The organism is Nocardioides humi (assembly GCF_006494775.1).
Taxonomy (GTDB): domain Bacteria; phylum Actinomycetota; class Actinomycetes; order Propionibacteriales; family Nocardioidaceae; genus Nocardioides; species Nocardioides humi.
This window is the reverse complement of the sequence record NZ_CP041146.1, coordinates 286,402-301,613: the sequence shown is the minus strand read 5'-3', so window position 1 is coordinate 301,613 and position 15,212 is coordinate 286,402. Positions and strand designations below refer to the sequence as shown.

Annotated in this window: 18 protein-coding genes; 10 read left to right on the top strand and 8 right to left on the bottom strand. The window is 74.1% G+C overall.

Features of this window, described 5'->3' with window-relative positions:
- Positions 1-14 precede the first annotated feature (14 nt).
- Entirely contained in the window at positions 15-905 is an 891-nt protein-coding gene (locus FIV44_RS01420) for a hypothetical protein (RefSeq protein ID WP_141002945.1), read from the top strand.
- A 129-nt stretch (positions 906-1,034) separates the two neighbouring features.
- Here FIV44_RS01420 and FIV44_RS01415 read toward each other — a convergent pair whose 3' ends face one another.
- The gene (locus tag FIV44_RS01415) at positions 1,035-1,853 is read right to left on the bottom strand and encodes a DUF1028 domain-containing protein (protein ID WP_141002944.1); all 819 of its coding nucleotides are present in this window, start codon (positions 1,851-1,853) and stop codon (positions 1,035-1,037) included.
- Positions 1,854-1,876: 23 nt separating this feature from the next.
- Between FIV44_RS01415 and FIV44_RS01410 the strand changes: the two genes are divergently transcribed.
- Complete coding sequence (locus tag FIV44_RS01410; RefSeq protein WP_141002943.1) at positions 1,877-2,905, top strand: 6-phosphofructokinase; 1,029 nt, start codon at positions 1,877-1,879, stop codon at positions 2,903-2,905.
- Between the two features lie 16 nt (positions 2,906-2,921).
- On the opposite strand, the gene FIV44_RS01405 is transcribed toward FIV44_RS01410, so the two are convergent.
- Entirely contained in the window at positions 2,922-3,323 is a 402-nt protein-coding gene (locus FIV44_RS01405) for an endonuclease/exonuclease/phosphatase family protein (protein ID WP_219996240.1), read from the bottom strand.
- A gap of 3 nt (positions 3,324-3,326) precedes the next feature.
- Positions 3,327-3,509, bottom strand: a complete 183-nt coding sequence (locus FIV44_RS31000; protein WP_219996239.1) for an endonuclease/exonuclease/phosphatase family protein — start codon at positions 3,507-3,509, stop codon at positions 3,327-3,329.
- 54 nt (positions 3,510-3,563) lie between these two features.
- Between FIV44_RS31000 and FIV44_RS30995 the strand changes: the two genes are divergently transcribed.
- The 4 genes from FIV44_RS30995 to FIV44_RS01385 all read left to right on the top strand — a co-directional run bounded on the left by FIV44_RS30995 (position 3,564) and on the right by FIV44_RS01385 (position 7,779).
- Positions 3,564-3,908, top strand: coding sequence for a nucleotidyltransferase domain-containing protein (locus tag FIV44_RS30995; protein ID WP_219996238.1), 345 nt, complete (start codon positions 3,564-3,566; stop codon positions 3,906-3,908).
- Positions 3,909-3,912: 4 nt separating this feature from the next.
- The gene (locus FIV44_RS01395; protein WP_141002942.1) at positions 3,913-5,364 is read left to right on the top strand and encodes an APC family permease; all 1,452 of its coding nucleotides are present in this window, start codon (positions 3,913-3,915) and stop codon (positions 5,362-5,364) included.
- A 76-nt stretch (positions 5,365-5,440) separates the two neighbouring features.
- Positions 5,441-6,790 carry a class II 3-deoxy-7-phosphoheptulonate synthase gene (locus tag FIV44_RS01390; protein ID WP_141002941.1) on the top strand — a complete coding sequence of 450 codons (1,350 nt, stop codon included), beginning with the start codon at positions 5,441-5,443 and terminating at the stop codon, positions 6,788-6,790.
- Positions 6,787-7,779 carry a threonine aldolase family protein gene (locus FIV44_RS01385; protein WP_141002940.1) on the top strand — a complete coding sequence of 331 codons (993 nt, stop codon included), beginning with the start codon at positions 6,787-6,789 and terminating at the stop codon, positions 7,777-7,779. The genes FIV44_RS01390 and FIV44_RS01385 overlap by 4 nt, the downstream gene beginning before the upstream one ends.
- Before the next feature lie 16 nt (positions 7,780-7,795).
- On the opposite strand, the gene FIV44_RS01380 is transcribed toward FIV44_RS01385, so the two are convergent.
- The 4 genes from FIV44_RS01380 to FIV44_RS01365 all read right to left on the bottom strand — a co-directional run bounded on the left by FIV44_RS01380 (position 7,796) and on the right by FIV44_RS01365 (position 11,661).
- Positions 7,796-8,824: a discoidin domain-containing protein gene (locus FIV44_RS01380; protein ID WP_141002939.1), complete on the bottom strand. Its 1,029-nt coding sequence runs from the start codon at positions 8,822-8,824 to the stop codon at positions 7,796-7,798.
- Between the two features lie 51 nt (positions 8,825-8,875).
- Positions 8,876-9,358: an SRPBCC family protein gene (locus FIV44_RS01375; protein WP_181410922.1), complete on the bottom strand. Its 483-nt coding sequence runs from the start codon at positions 9,356-9,358 to the stop codon at positions 8,876-8,878.
- Positions 9,359-9,478: 120 nt separating this feature from the next.
- Positions 9,479-10,339 (bottom strand): Stk1 family PASTA domain-containing Ser/Thr kinase, encoded by an 861-nt coding sequence (locus FIV44_RS01370; protein ID WP_181410921.1) that lies wholly within the window; start codon positions 10,337-10,339, stop codon positions 9,479-9,481.
- Positions 10,267-11,661 (bottom strand): protein kinase domain-containing protein, encoded by a 1,395-nt coding sequence (locus FIV44_RS01365; protein WP_246086753.1) that lies wholly within the window; start codon positions 11,659-11,661, stop codon positions 10,267-10,269. The genes FIV44_RS01370 and FIV44_RS01365 overlap by 73 nt, the downstream gene beginning before the upstream one ends.
- 114 nt (positions 11,662-11,775) lie before the next feature.
- Between FIV44_RS01365 and FIV44_RS01360 the strand changes: the two genes are divergently transcribed.
- From FIV44_RS01360 to FIV44_RS01350, 3 genes are read left to right on the top strand one after another with little or no spacing between them, the layout of a single operon-like run.
- Positions 11,776-12,147, top strand: a complete 372-nt coding sequence (locus FIV44_RS01360; protein WP_181410920.1) for an Rv2175c family DNA-binding protein — start codon at positions 11,776-11,778, stop codon at positions 12,145-12,147.
- Positions 12,148-12,157: 10 nt separating this feature from the next.
- A complete protein-coding gene (locus FIV44_RS01355) occupies positions 12,158-12,694 on the top strand; it encodes a guanyl-specific ribonuclease (RefSeq protein ID WP_246086752.1) in 537 nt (178 codons plus the stop codon).
- Positions 12,691-13,101: a barstar family protein gene (locus FIV44_RS01350; RefSeq protein WP_141002935.1), complete on the top strand. Its 411-nt coding sequence runs from the start codon at positions 12,691-12,693 to the stop codon at positions 13,099-13,101. Before FIV44_RS01355 ends, FIV44_RS01350 begins: the two co-directional genes overlap by 4 nt.
- Before the next feature lie 25 nt (positions 13,102-13,126).
- On the opposite strand, the gene FIV44_RS01345 is transcribed toward FIV44_RS01350, so the two are convergent.
- Complete coding sequence (locus FIV44_RS01345) at positions 13,127-14,215, bottom strand: polyprenyl synthetase family protein (protein WP_246086751.1); 1,089 nt, start codon at positions 14,213-14,215, stop codon at positions 13,127-13,129.
- A gap of 76 nt (positions 14,216-14,291) precedes the next feature.
- Between FIV44_RS01345 and metF the strand changes: the two genes are divergently transcribed.
- Positions 14,292-15,182 carry a methylenetetrahydrofolate reductase [NAD(P)H] gene (metF, locus tag FIV44_RS01340; protein WP_181410919.1) on the top strand — a complete coding sequence of 297 codons (891 nt, stop codon included), beginning with the start codon at positions 14,292-14,294 and terminating at the stop codon, positions 15,180-15,182.
- The last annotated feature ends 30 nt before the right edge of the window (positions 15,183-15,212 follow it).

Here is a 15,212-nt window from a genome sequence, read left to right as displayed (position 1 = left end):
GGAAGACTCGGGCCGTGGCCGACCTGCTGGAGATCGCCGACGGGCTCTACGCCCTGCCGCTGGCCGAGTTCACCCCGGCGCGCGACGCCCGGGCCAAGGAGCTCAAGGGCACGCCGCTCGCGGCGCAGGTCAAGGCCCTGCGCAAGCCCAGCACCGCCGCCTGGGTCGTCGACCTGCTGGTACGCCGGGAGGCGGCCCAGGTCGACCAGGTGCTCAGCGTCGGAGCCGCCCTGCGCGAGGCGCAGGAGGCGATGTCGGCCGGTGAGCTGCGCGCGCTGACCAGGCAGCGCCGCCAGGTCACCGCCGCCGTCACCACCCAGGCCCGCCGGCTCGCCGCCGAGGAGGGCCTGCGGGTCACCGAGGCCGTCGCCGAGCAGGTCGAGGCCACCCTGACCGCCGCGATGGTCGACGCCTCGTGCGGTCAGGCCGTCCGCAGCGGGCTGCTCGTGAGCGCCCTGCGCACCACCGGCCTGGAGCCGATGGACGCCGACGATCTGGCGAGCGCGGTCGCCGTACCGGAGGCGCTCGGCTTCAGCGCCACCCCGCGCGAGGCCCCGCGCCCGGGTCCGCCCGACCTCCACGTCGTACCGGACCCGGACAGGGCGGCCAAGGCCGTCGCCGCCGCCGAGGAGCGCCTCGCCGCCGCCCAGGAGGAGTACGACGCCGCCCGGGCCACGCACGACGACGCGGGCGGCGAGGTCGACCGCCTCTCCGCGCGCTCGCTGCAGCTGGAGGCCGAGACCGACGAGCTGCGTCGCCGGCTGGCCGACCTCGAGGAGCAGGCCGAGGCGCTCGAGGAGGAGCTGGCCGAGGCGGAGGAGGTCCGCGACGCCACCGCCGCCGACCTGCGTACCGCCGCGGCCGAGCGGGACGCGGCGCGGAAGGCGCTCGACCGGCTGCAGTGACGTCCCACCAGCCCCACCAGCATCTGGGTGGGGGTGGTTCATGCGGTTGTCAGGTGTTGCAACCCCTGACAAGCGCATGGATCCCCGGACATCCGGGGATCCATGCAGCCGCGCGCCCAGCGGCGGCCCTCAGCGCTCCCCGCGCACGACCGCCAGGATCCGCCGGTCGATCCAGGCCAGGTCGGGGGCGACCCGCATCTCGTAGTTCTCGGTGCCGGCCCAGGTGTGGAAGTCACGGTGGCCGGCGGCGGCCGCGAAGGTCTCCAGCTCGGCCCGCAGCGCGTCGTCGACGATCACCTTCTCGTCGTCGGTGGAGGCGGTGAGGTAGAGCTCGTGGAGATCGAGCAGCCGGGCCAGCTCGTCGATCGGCGCGGGATGGTCGTCGACGCGCAGGTCGACCGCGACGTCGTCGAGGCCGCCGTACCCGGCGCCTTCGCGGACCACCAGGATCGCCGCCGACTGCCGGCCGCGGCGGTCGCCGCCGGTCTCGTCGCCGGCGGCGAGAGCGGTCAGCAGCCGGTCCTGCAGGGGGAGGTCGGGGTCCGAGGACAGCCAGGCGTCCGCCATCGCCTCGACCACCTCGGAGCCGGCGAGGCAGTTGCCCTGGATCGCGTAGCCGTCCCCGGTCAGCCCGCCGGCCCACGGGATGCACTCGGCTCCGGTGTGCGAGGCGGAGCCGCCGTCGAGGTCGACGATGCCGACCTGGCGGTGCGCCCGGCCCTCGTCCTCCTCGAGGAGCCGCTGCAGCGCGACCGGGGCGGTCGCGCCCTCGTCGAGGTGGGAGAGGGCGAGGCCCTTGTAGGCGACGTTCGCGTCGGCCTGGGTGGCGACGGCGCCCACGCCGGCGACCGCCGCGGGGACGGCCGAGCCGACGGCCAGGAACTTCGAGGCCACGGCCACACCCCACGTCTCGCCGTCGGCGGAGCGGGCCACGATGGAGAAGGTCATGGAATCAGCCTAGGGTGAGCATCATGCGCGTCGGAGTGCTGACCGGTGGCGGTGACTGTCCAGGCCTGAACGCCGTGATCCGGGCCGTGGTCCGCAAGGGGGTGAACGGCCACGGCTTCGAGTTCGTCGGCTTCCGCGACGGCTGGCGCGGCCCACTCGACGGGATCACGATGCCGCTGGGGATCGAGCAGTGCCGCGGCATCCTGCCGCGCGGCGGCACCATCCTCGGTTCGTCCCGCACCAACCCGTTCGCGGTCGAGGGCGGCGTCGAGCGGATCAAGGACAACCTCGCCGCGGCCGGGGTGGACGCACTCGTCGCGATCGGCGGCGAGGACACCCTCGGCGTCGCCACCAGGCTGGCCGAGCTCGGGGTCGCCGTGGTCGGCGTGCCGAAGACCATCGACAACGACCTCTCCGGCACCGACTTCACCTTCGGCTTCGACACCGCGGTCAACATCGCCACCGAGGCGATCGACCGGCTGCACACCACCGCCGAGTCGCACCACCGGGTGCTCGTCGTCGAGGTGATGGGCCGCCACGCCGGCTGGATCGCGCTGCACGCCGGCATCGCCGGGGGAGCGAGCGCGGTGCTCATCCCCGAGGCGCCCTTCGACATCGAGGCCGTCTGTGCCCACGTCGAGACCCGGTTCCGCAGCGAGTACGCCCCGATCATCGTCGTCTCCGAGGGCGCCGTCCCCGCCGACGGCAGCGGCATGACCCTGGTCAGCGGCGAGAAGGACGCCTTCGGCCACGTCCGCCTCGGCGGCATCGGCGACCGCCTCGCCCACGAGATCGAGCAGCGCACCGGCAAGGAGGCCCGCGCCGTCGTCCTCGGCCACATCCAGCGCGGCGGCACGCCGTCGGCGTTCGACCGGTGGCTGGCGACCCGGTTCGGGCTGCAGGCGATCGACGCGGTCGCCGACGGCGAGTACGGCGTGATGATGGCCCTGCGCGGGACGTCGATCGTGCGCGTGCCCCTCGTCGAGGGCACCGGCGAGCTGAAGCTGGTCAGTCCGCAGGAGTACGCCGAGGCGCAGGTCTTCTTCGGCTGACGGCGACGGGTCAGGCTCAGCCGGCCTCGACGTCGACGACCAGCGCCCGGTGGTCGGACAGCGCCATCCGCCGCGCGACCGACCGCGCCGGCAGCGCCGGGTCGGCGGGGAAGGTCGGGTGCTGGGCGAGCGGCGTGAGCCCGCTGAGCCGGGCCGCCCGCGCGGCGCCCATGTTCAGGTCGCCGGTGAGCAGGAGCGGCCGCGGCGCTCCCGACAGCGACCGCACCAGCCGGCGGAGCTGGCGCCGGTTCCACCAGCGCACGAAGGACAGGTGGGTGGTCGCGATCGTGAGCGGGCCGCCGGGCGCCGTCACGGTCGCGGTGACCGCCACCCGCGGCTCGTCGCGCATCCAGGTCGGCAGCCCCCGTCCCGGGAACCTCATCGGCACCGGCGCGGCCACGGCGGGCAGCCGCGCCATCTGTCAGCCGGTCACCGCGAGCGCGGTGAGGTCGGCGTGACCGGAGCGCTGGAGCAGGTGGTCGACCTCCTGCAGGGCCAGCACGTCGGGGTCGAGGTCGGCGATGGCGCGCTGCAGCACGGTCACGTCGACCTCGTCGTCGTGCTGCGTCCGCCCGCCGAGGATGTTGAACGTCACGAGGCGCATCCCGCCACCGGTACCCGCCCGGATGCCGGCCACCCGCCCGGGTACCCCGACCACGTGGGTTCCGATCACCTGAGGGAGGCGCTCAAGCTGGTCGCCGTCCTGCTCAAGGAGGCGGGCGTGCCGTTCGCCCTGGCCGGCAGCTACGGCCTGTGGGCCCGCGGCGGCCCCGAGCCCGACCACGACGTGGACTTCATGATCGCCGAGGAGGACGCGCCGCGGGTCGAGGACGTCCTGGCGGAGAGCGGGCTGGAGTCGGTGCGGATGCCGGTCCTGCCGGCCACCGTGCTGATGGCCGGCGACAACCCCTTCGCCCGGGCCCTCCTCGGGCTCCTCGCCGCGCTCGGCGTGGCCCCGGCGACCCATGACCACACCGCGACATCCGACTCGGGGAAGGAATGACGCCATGACCAGCGACACCAGCGCCACCGTCGAGGACCGACCCGGCCAACCGGAGCTCAGACGGGTCCTCGGGCCCGGTCTCCTGCTGCTCTTCATCGTCGGCGACATCCTCGGGGCGGGCGTGTACGCCGTCACCGGGCGCCTCGCCGGGCAGGTGGGCGGCATCGCCTGGCTGCCGTTCCTCGTCGCCTTCGCGATCGCCACGCTGACGGCGTACTCCTATCTCGAGCTGGTCACGAAGTACCCGCAGGCCGCCGGCGCCGCGCTCTACGCGCACAAGGCGTTCGGCATCCACTTCGTCACCTTCCTGGTGGCGTTCACCGTCGTCTGCTCCGGCATCACGAGCGCGTCGACGTCCTCGGGCCTGCTGGCCTCGAACCTGCTGATCGGGCTCGGCAACGACGCCCCCGGAAACGAGCTGGTGCTGCTCGTGGCGCTGGCGTTCATGGTCCTGCTCGCGCTGGTCAACCTCCGCGGCGTGGGGGAGAGCGTGAAGTTCAACGTCGTGCTCACCCTGGTGGAGATGGCTGCCCTCGCGATCGTCATCGGGATCGGGTTCTGGGTGATCGGCACCGGCGACGGCGACCTCGACCGGATCACGGTCTTCGAGAGCCCCGACGACAAGGGGCTGTTCATGGCGGTCACGGTCGCCACCGCGATCGCGTTCTTCTCGATGGTCGGCTTCGAGGACTCGGTCAACATGGTCGAGGAGACCAAGGACCCGGAGCGGATCTTCCCGCGGATGATGCTGACCGGCCTCGGCATCGCGGTCCTCATCTACATGCTCGTCGCCGTCTCGGTCGTGGCGGTGATCCCCGCCGACCGGATCGGCACGCCCACCAACGCCGAGGCCGGCATCCTCATCGACGTCGTCAAGATCGGCGCGCCCGACCTGCCGATCGACGACTTCTTCCCCTTCATGACGGTGTTCGCGGTCGCCAACACCGCGCTGATCAACATGCTGATGGCCAGTCGGCTGATCTACGGGATGGCCCGGCAGCGGGTGCTGCCGCCGGTCCTCGGGCGCGTCCTGCCGGGCCGTCGGTCGCCGTACGTCGCCATCGCCTTCACCACCGTGCTGGCCCTCGGCCTGATCGCCTACGTCCGGCTCGGCTCCGAGAGCACGATCGTCGGCTCGCTCTCCGGTACGACGGCGCTGCTCCTGCTGGCCGTCTTCACCATCGTCAACGTCGCCTGCCTGGTGCTGCGCCGCGAGCCGACCAGGGGCTTCCGGGCGCCGACGGCGGTGCCGGTGCTCGGCGCGCTGCTCTGCGCCTACCTGCTCGGGCCGTGGGCGCGGCTGGAGGCCGACATGATCCAGTACAAGATCGCCGCCGGCCTGCTCGGCCTCGGCGTCCTGCTCTGGATCCTGACCCGGCTGCTGTACAAGCCGGAGGGCGGCCATTTCGCCGACATCGAGCACATGGACATCGACCCCACGGACGACCCGCGCTGACGGTCGCCGCCCGACCGCCCGTCCACGGGTGGCCGCCGAGTCGGCGACCACCCGTGCGGCGCCGTACGATTGGCCGGTGAGCACCCTCCCGTCCCTCGAGCAGTTGCACGCCATCGGAGCGAAGCAGCAGCCGTCGTACGACGACCCCGCGGCCCTCGCCGCCGCGGTCGCACGACTGCGCACGCTGCCCCCGCTGGTGTTTGCGGGCGAGTGCGACGAGCTCAAGGGCAAGATCGCGGCGGCCAGCCGGGGCGAGGCCTTCCTGCTCCAGGGCGGCGACTGCGCCGAGACGTTCGTCGACGCCACGGCCGACAACACCCGCAACAAGCTGCGGGTGCTGCTGCAGATGGCGGTCGTGCTGACGTACGCCGCGTCCGTGCCGGTCGTCAAGGTCGGCCGGCTCGCGGGCCAGTACGCCAAGCCCCGCTCGTCCGACACCGAGACCCGCGACACCACCGACGGGCCGGTCACCCTGCCGGCGTACCGCGGCGACGCCGTCAACGGCTTCGAGTTCACCCCGGAGTCCCGGCGGCCCGACCCGCAGCGGCTGCTCGACGTCTACCACGCGTCCGCCTCGACGCTGAACCTCGTGCGCGCCTTCACCACCGGCGGCTACGCCGACCTGCGCCAGGTGCACACCTGGAACTCCGAGTTCGTGCGCAACAGCCCCGTCGGGCAGCACTACGAGGCGATGGCCGCCGAGATCGACCGCGCGCTGACCTTCATGAAGGCGATCGGCGCCGACCCCGACGAGTTCCACCGGGTCGACTTCTACTCCTCCCACGAGGCGCTGCTGCTGGAGTACGAGCACGCCATGACCCGGATCGACTCGCGCACCGAGCGGCCCTACAACGTCTCGGGCCACATGGTCTGGATCGGCGAGCGCACCCGCCAGCTCGACGGCGCCCACGTGGAGTACTTCCGCCACATCAGCAACCCGATCGGCTGCAAGCTCGGCCCGACCGCGACCGCCGACGACGCGCTCGCGCTCGCCGCCAAGCTCAACCCGGCCAACGAGCCCGGCCGGCTGACCTTCATCACCCGCTTCGGCGCGGGCCGGATCCGCGACGGGCTGCCCGCGCTGGTCGAGAAGGTCACCGCCGAGGGCGTCGACGTGGCCTGGGTGTGCGACGCCATGCACGGCAACACCTTCGAGGCCTCCAACGGCTACAAGACCCGCCGCTTCGAGGACGTCCTCGACGAGGTGCAGGGCTTCTTCGACGTGCACCGCGGCCTCGGCACCGTCCCGGCCGGCATCCTGGTCGAGAACACCGGCGACGACGTCACCGAGATCATCGGCGGCGGCGAGGAGCTCGACGAGCAGGGGCTGGCGCACCGCTACGAGTCGGTCGTCGACCCGCGCCTCAACCGGGTGCAGTCCCTCGAGCTGGCGTTCCAGGTCGCCAACATGCTCCGCACGCAGTGATCGACCTCCGCTCCGACACCGTCACCCGCCCGACCGAGGCGATGCGGGCCGCGATGGCGGCGGCGGAGGTCGGTGACGACGTGTACGGCGAGGACCCCACGGTCCAGGCCCTGGAGGAGCGCGTCGCGGGGCTGTTCGGCCACGAGGCGGCGCTGTTCACGCCGACCGGGTCGCTGGCCAACGTGCTCGCGGTGGCGGCCGTGGTCGCGCCCGGCCAGGAGGTGCTGTGCGAGGCCCGGGCCCACATCGCCCGCGCCGAGCTCGGCGCCCACGGCGCGGTCAGCGGGCTGACCATGCGCACCTGGTCCCATCCGCGCGGCCAGGTCGACCTCGCCGCGCTGGCGGACCTGTTCGCGCCCGACCTCGGCCCGTACTTCGTGCCGACCGCGGCGCTCTCGGTCGAGAACACCCACAACTTCGCCGGGGGAGCGGTGCTCCCGCTCGCCGATCTCCAGGCGCTGCGCGCGTTCGCCGACGCCCGGTCGGTCGCGGTGCACCTCGACGGCGCCCGGATCTGGAACGCCCACGTCGCGACCGCCACCCCGCTGGCGTCGTACGGCGCGGTGGCGGACGTGCTGGCCGTGTGCCTCTCCAAGGGCCTCGGCGCCCCCGCCGGCTCGCTGCTGCTCGGGAGCCGGGAGGTCGTGACCGAGGCGCGGGTACGCCGCAAGCGGCTCGGCGCCGGCATGCGGCAGGTCGGGATCCTCGCCGCCGCCGGCCTGCACGCGCTCGACCACCACGTCGAGCGGCTCGCCGACGACCACGCCCACGCCCGGCTGCTCGCGGAGGCCGTCGGCGCCGATCCGGCGGGCGTCGACACCAATATCGTGGCCTTCGACGTCGACGACGCGCCGGGCTTCGTCGCGCGCGCCGGGGAGGCCGGCGTGCTGGTCGGCGCCGTCGGCGCGCGCACGATCCGGCTGGTCACCCACCTCGACGTCACCCGCGCCGACGCCGAGCGGGCCGCGAGGACGCTCGCTTCGCTCTGAGCTCCCGGGCGCCCGGTCAGGCCGGGGCGCCCCGGAACCGGACGTCGCTGATCGCGGTGAAGTCGCGGCCGGTCGATCCCTTGCCGGGGGCGGTCACCTCGACCAGGTGGAGCACGACCCGGGTGGTGGCCACCGGCCCGACGGGGATGACCTGCATCTTGCGGCGGTCGGCGAGGTCCTGCGTGATCCGGGTGCCGTCGTCGAACTCCCACTGCACGGTGCGGATCCGCCGGTTGCCGCGGTACCAGTTGTCCGGGCCGTCGACCTTGGCGTACCCGTTGATCAGGCCGACCTCGGTCAGCACGACCTCCTGGCCGAGGTCGAAGACGAGGGTCGCGCCGGTGCCGTCGCCGGGCATCCGCCACGAGGTGCGGGGCCGGCCGTCGAGCATGTTGGCCGCGCCGAAGGTGACCGGGTTGTTCTGCCGGTCGACCGACTCGGGCGCGGTCGCGGGGACCTCGGCCGTCGCCGTCGAGGTCAGGTCGGTGACGTCGCCGGGTGCGGGCGCCTCCACCGGTCCACCGGTCCCGGTGCTGTCGGGCTGGGGGTCCTCGGACCCGTCGGGCGGCGACGGGGTGACGTCGTCGGTGCGCTGGTTCTGCGCGGAGCCGGTGCGGTCGTCGCCGGCGCGGCCGCCGTCGTCGTCCCCGCCGGCGCTGACCAGCAGGAACGCGCCGACCCCCGCGACCAGCGCGAGCACCACGACGCCGATCGCCCACGGCAGCCACGGCGTACCCCGGTCCTGCGACCCTCCGGGCGCGGGCGCGGCGCCGGCGGCGGGCACGTACGGCGCCGGCGTCGGCACGACCTGCGTCACCGGCGCCGGCGGCGGGCCGGCCGGGCCCGGGGGCGTGGTCGGGGCGTCGGCGTACAGCGGGTAGCGCGCGGCCGGCGGCAGCTGTCCCGTCGGCGGCGGCACGACGGGCGCGCTCGCAGCGGGCGCCGCCTCCGGGTGCCGGCCGGGTACGGGCTGCCCGCAGTTCGTGCAGAACCGGCCGACCCCGAGCGTGTGCCCGCAGTCGGTGCAGTGCGTCGGGGTGGTCATCGCGGGGCTCACCGTACCCCGACGCGGTGGTGAGCCGTCAGCAGAAGCGGGTCACGGAGTGGTCGCCCGGCGGCACGCCTCCGCCTCGATGTCCTCGAGGTCGTGCTCGAGCACCTTGCGGGTGCGGTCGTAGCTGAAGCCGCCGAACATCGACCACATCGCCCGCGACAGCGCCGAGCGGTGGCTCATCTCCACCGTCGTGGTCATGGCCAGCCGGGTGCCCGTCGCGTCCGGGCCGGACGGGGTGAGGCGGTAGGCGGTGCGGATGACGTCGTGGCCGACCTCGGCCTCGACGACGGTACGGCGCGGCGGCTCCGACTCCACGACCTGCAGCTGCTCCGGCCCGTGGTGCCCGAACAGGGTGCGCCGCTCGCGCCAGGTCGTCCCGACGTCGTACGTCCCCTCGGTGAGCAGCTCGCTGTCGCTGACGCTGCGCAGCACGTCGCCGGCGTGGGCGACGTCGGTGATGACGTCCCAGACCTGGTCCGGCGGGGCGGGGATGGTGGTGTGCACGTGGATGATGTGACCGGCCATGTCGACTCCGTAGGTTCGCGTCCCCCAGGAACCCATGGTGCGCCCGGAACGCGTCGAGCGCCACCCCGGCCGGGGACGGCCGCGGTGGCGCAGACCCGCCGTGGCGGCAGACCCGTCCGGTCAGACGACGTACAGGACGACCGTGCTGCCCTTCGCGAGCTTCGTGCCGGACTTCGGGTCGGTGTCCCAGGCGACCGATCCGCTGAGGTAGATCGTCGCCCGCTCCTTCCGCACCTCGAAGCCGAGGTCCTCGAGCTTCTCGACCGCGTCGTCGGTGGACAGGTAGCGCACCGCCGGGACGGCCACGAGCTCAGGCCCCTTCGACACCACGAGCTGCACGGTGTCCTGCTTGTGGAGGGTGCCGGAGTCGGGCGTCTGGCTGATCACGCGGCCCTTGGCGACGGTGTCGCTGTAGACCTCGTCGGTGACCTCGACCTTGAGGCCCTTCTTCTCCAGGGCCTGGGTGGCCTTGGCGGCGTCCTTGCCCACCCAGCTGCGGACCTCGATCGGCTTGCGGCCCTTCGAGACGACCAGGGTCACCGAGGACCCGACGGGCAGCGCGGCGGCCTCGGGCGTGCCGAAGGCGGGCTGGCTCCGGATCACCCGGCCGGCCTCGACCGTCTCCGACCACTTCTCGACCGGCTGTCCGGCGACGAACTTCACCTCCGCCAGCGCCGCCTCCGCCTCCTCGACGCTCTTGCCGGTCAGGTCGGGGACGTCGTAGCGCTCCGGGCCGAGCGAGACGACCAGGGTCACGTCGCCGTCGGGGAGGATCCGCGCGCCGGGCCGCGGGTCGGTGGAGATGACCACGCCCTTCTCGACGCTCTCGGAGTAGACCTCCTCGCCGACCCGCACGCCCAGGCCGGCCTTGTCGAGCTTCGCCTGCGCCGCCGCCTGCTCCAGCCCGATCACCCCGGGCGTCGTGGTGTAGCGGCCCCAGCCGACCCACCAGGCGGTGCCGCCGACCGCGGCCGCGAGCACGACGAGGACCAGCGCGATCGTGATGCCCTTGCCGCGACGGCGCCGCTTCGCCGGCCGCGCGGGCGGTGGCTGCGGGGGCTGCGGGGGCCCGGCGATGACGGACGTCTGCTCGCGCGGCGGCGCCGGAGGACGGACGGCGGTCCGGACCGATTGGTCGGCAGTGCGGCGAGAGGCGGCCTCCGGCAGCTTGCTGCCTTTCGCGCCGCCGGAGACGCGCTCGACCCAGCCGGCACCGCGCTGGGGGGCTCCTCGGCGATCGGGTCGGGCATCCCGCCCCACAGCGAGCTGACCGGCTCCGGTGTCGTGTCGCCGCCGACGCCGGCGGGGGAGTCCTGCTCGACGACCCGGGCCGTCGGCATCAGGTCGGCCACCAGCTCGGGATCGGAGCGGACGCCGTCGTGGAGCGCCTGGACGACCCGGCGCACGTGATGCAGCAGCACGGTCGCGTCGGCGGGGCGCTGGCCGGCGTCGCGGGTGGTCGCCCGCACGACCAGCGCGTCGACGTAGTCGGGGATGCCGGGCACGACCGTGGACGGCCGCGGGACGTCCTCGTGGACGTGGCGGTAGGCCACCGCGATCGGCGTCTCGCCGGTGTGGGGCTTGGTGCCGGTCAGCAGCTCGAAGAGGATCACGCCGGCGGCGTACACGTCGGCGCGGGCGTCGGCCCGCTGCTCGACGACCAGCTCGGGCGCGAGATAGGAGACGGTGCCGATGAGGACGCCGTTGGTCGCGGTGTGCTGCGTGTCGGCGCTGACCGCCTTGGCCAGGCCGAAGTCGGCGACCTTGATCCGCCCGTCGTCGGCGATGAGGACGTTCTCGGGCTTCACGTCGCGGTGGATCAGGCCCGCGCGGTGGGCGGCGCCGAGCGCGGAGAGCACCGGGTCGAGCACCGCGAGCGCCCGCTCGGGCGACATCGGCGCCTCCTTGCCGACGGTGTCGCGCAGGGTGTGCCCCGGGACGTACTCCATGACGAGGTAGACCGTGCCGTCGCTGTCGTCGCGCCCCTGGTCGAACACCGCGACCACGTTGGGGTGCGAGAGCCGGGCCGCCGCCTTGGCCTCGCTCACGAACCGGCGGGCGAACGACTCGTCGTCCTGCGTGGACGCGTCGCCCAGGCCGGGATGCATGATCTTGACCGCGACCGTGCGGTCCAGCCGGGTGTCGACGGCCTCGTAGACGCTGGCCATGCCGCCGCGGGCGATCCGGACGCCGATCCGGTACCGCCCGTCGAGCAGGCGGCCGTACCGGTGGTCCTCGATGCGCGGCGAGGGGTCGCCGGGGCGCGCGGCGGTGCCGCCGCGGGCGCGCTGGTCTTCGTGCACAGCGACCCTCCTGTGCATGTTCATCTGGTCCGGCCGGGGAAGGTGACCGGAGCGACCATGGTACGGCGCCGACCCACACCGGCGCGCAGCCACGCCGTGGGGGAGGATGGGACCATGACCGAACCGCGACTGGCCGACCACGACCTCGCCGCCCTCGTCGAGGACTGGCTGGACTGGGACCAGGCCGCCGCCGAGATCGGCGTCACCCCGGCCAAGGTGCGCACCATGGTGCGCGAGCACCAGCTCGCGGCGGCGGTGCCCGGCGACGGCCGGCCGCAGGGCGTGCCGGCGCTCCTCCTCGTCGACGGCGAGCCGGTGAAGGGCCTGCCCGGGCTGCTGACCCTGCTCCACGACAACGGTTTCGACGACCGGGAGTGCATCGCCTGGATCTTCCTCGACGCCGACCTGCCCGGCCGGCCCATCGACGCGCTGCGCGAGAACCGCGGCTCGGAGGTCAAGCGCCGCGCCCAGGCGCTCGCGCTCTGAGGCGTCGCACGTGCCGCGGCTGAGCCGGCGTACGACCCAGGTCGTCTCCACGGCGATCACCGTCGTCCTGCTGCTGGGCGTGTGGTGGCTGCAGTCCCGCGGGTCCGGCGACGCGCCCGACCGGGCCGCGGACACGCCGTCGGCATCCTCCCCGGCGACGACCCCGGCGACGACCCCGGCGACGACCCCGGCGACGACCCCGGCGACGACCCCGGCGACGACCCCGGCGACGACCCCGGCGCCCTCGCGCGACGAGCACGGCCTCCCGTACGTCGACCTGGCCGACCTGCCCCCGGAGGCCGCCGCGACCGTGGCGCTGATCGAGGCCGGCGGCCCGTTCCCGTACCCCGGCAAGGACGGCTCCACCTTCGGCAACTTCGAGGGCCTGCTGCCCGATCGGCCGCGCGGCTACTACGCGGAGTACACCGTCGACACGCCCGGTGTGAGCCATCGCGGCGCGCGGCGGATCATCGCCGGCGACGGCGGCGAGCTGTACTGGACCGCCGACCACTACGCGTCCTTCGAGCGGATCCGGGAGGATCGATGAGCGGTCTGGCCGCCGTCCTCGCCGGGCGCCACGCCCCCGGCGTCCATCGATGGGAGTCGGCGCTCGACGTCGCCGACGTCCGGCGCGCCGTCGAGCACGCCGGCTGGGCCTTCGGGTACGTCGACGGCGCCGGTCTGCAGACCCGGGCCGGCGTGCTGCACGCGATCGGCGACGCCCTGGCGTTCGGCGACCACTACGGCGCCAACCTGGACGCCCTCAACGACAGCCTGCGCGACCTGCCCGGCCGGACCGTCCTGCTCTGGGACGCCTGGGCCGGGCTCGCACGGGCCGAGCCGCGCTGGTTCGGCATCCTGCTGGAGGTGCTGGGGGAGCGCGGCGACGCCGATCCGGAGGTCGAGGTGCTCCTGCGCGGACCGGGTCCGGAGGGCGTACCGCTGCTGGACTGAGCTTCCCGCGACGACCGGCGAGGAGTCAGCGGGTGCGGCGGGTGGCGGCGGCCGCGAGCTGCTCCAGCACCCCGCACGCCTCGGCGTCCCAGCCCGCCTCGGCCTGGCCGCGGCGCAGCGCCTCGACCGCCTGCCGGGCGAGGTCGTCGATCATCGTCTCGACCTCGGCGCGGGCGCCGCAGCCGTCGATGATCGCGCGCAGCTCGGCGACCTCGGGCTCGGCCAGCGGCGTGCCGAGGGCGGCGTCGAGCCGCTCGGCGTCGGCGGGAGCGGCGTGGTCGAGGGCGAGCGCGACGAGCACGGTCCGCTTGCCCTCGACGAGGTCGTCGCCCGCGGGCTTGCCGGTGGTGGCGGGGTCGCCGAACACGCCGAGCAGGTCGTCGCGCAGCTGGAAGGCCTCGCCCAGCGGCAGCCCGAACCCGGTGAGCAGGTCGAGCGCGGCGGGGTCGGCCCCGGCGAGGGCGGCACCGACGTGGAGCGGGCGCTCGATGGAGTACTTCGCGGACTTGTAGCGCAGCACCGTCATCGCCTGTGCGACGTCGGCGCGGCCGCGCGCCTGCACGGACACGTCGAGGAACTGCCCGGCGATCACCTCGGAGCGGCACAGGTCGAACACCTCGAGCGCGGGCCCGACCCGGTCCCAGCCCAGGCCACAGCGACGCAGCAGCTCGTCGGCCCAGGACAGCAGCAGGTCGCCGAGCAGGATGGCCGCGGCGGCGCCGTACTGCTCCGGGTCGCCGCGCCAGCCGTCGGCGCGGTGGGCGCGCTCGAAGGTGCGGTGGGTCGCGGAGCGGCCGCGGCGGGTGTCGGAGGCGTCCATCAGGTCGTCGTGGACCAGGGCGCTGGCGTGGAGGAGCTCGAGCGCGGCGGCGGCCCGTCGTACCGCCTCGGCATCGGCGCCCGACGGGGCACCGGCGAGCGCGGCGTACCCCCAGTGGCAGAACGCGGCCCGGAACCGCTTGCCGCCCGTCACGGTGACCCGCGCCTCGGACAGCAGGCGCGCGGCGTCGCCGCCGAGCGGGGCCAGCCGGGTCGCCTGGTCGGCCAGGAAGGCGTCGAGGGTGGCCTGGACCTCGGTCCGGAAAGCGGTCGGGTCCCACGCCTGCTGTGTCACCCGAGTGAGCCTAGTGACACCCGTGATCGGCGAGATGCCCGGGCCCGAGCCCGCGGGGCCACCTACACTGCGGCCCATGACCACCGGTGCTGGGCGCTCCCTCGGCGAGATCATCCGCGAGGGTGGCCGATCCTTCTCCTTCGAGTTCTTCCCGCCCAAGGACGAGGCGGGTGAGACCCAGCTCTGGGACGCGATCCGCGCGCTCGAGCCCTACCGCCCGACCTTCGTGTCGGTGACGTACGGCGCCGGCGGCAGCACCCGCGACAAGACCGTCGCGATCACCGGCCGGATCGCCCGCGAGACGTCGATGGTCCCGATGGCGCACCTCACCTGCGTCGGCCACACCCGCGACGAGCTCGAGGGCATCCTCGACTCCTACGTCGCCGAGGGCGTCAACCACGTGATGGCGCTGCGGGGCGACCCGCAGGAGGGCCCGCGCGCCGACTGGACGCCGACCGACGGCGGACTCAACTACGCCGTCGAGCTGGTCGAGCTGGCGCGCTCGCGCGGTGACTTCCGGGTCGGCATCGCCGCGTTCCCCGAGGGCCACCCGTCCGCCGACTCCCTCGACGCCGACGCCGACGTGCTCGTCGCCAAGGCCCGCGCGGGCGCGGAGTTCGCCGTCACCCAGATGTTCTTCCGGGCGTCCGACTACTTCGCGCTGGTCGAGCGGGTCCGCGACCGCGGCGTCGACATCCCGATCCTGCCGGGCATCATGCCGATCCTGAACCTCGCCGCCATCCGCCGGCAGGGCGAGCTGATCGGCACCAGCGTGCCCGGCGACATCGTCGAGCGGATCAGCGCCTACGACGGCGATCCCGCCGCCGTGCGGGCCGAGGGGATCCGGATCGCCGCCGAGCTCTGCGACGAGCTGCTCGCCGGCGGTGCGCCCGGCCTGCACTTCTACACGCTGAACCGCTCGAAGGCGACGCTGGAGATCTTCGAGGCGCTGCAGATCACGGTCTGACCGGCCGGGCTCAGGCTCAGGTCGGCCCGA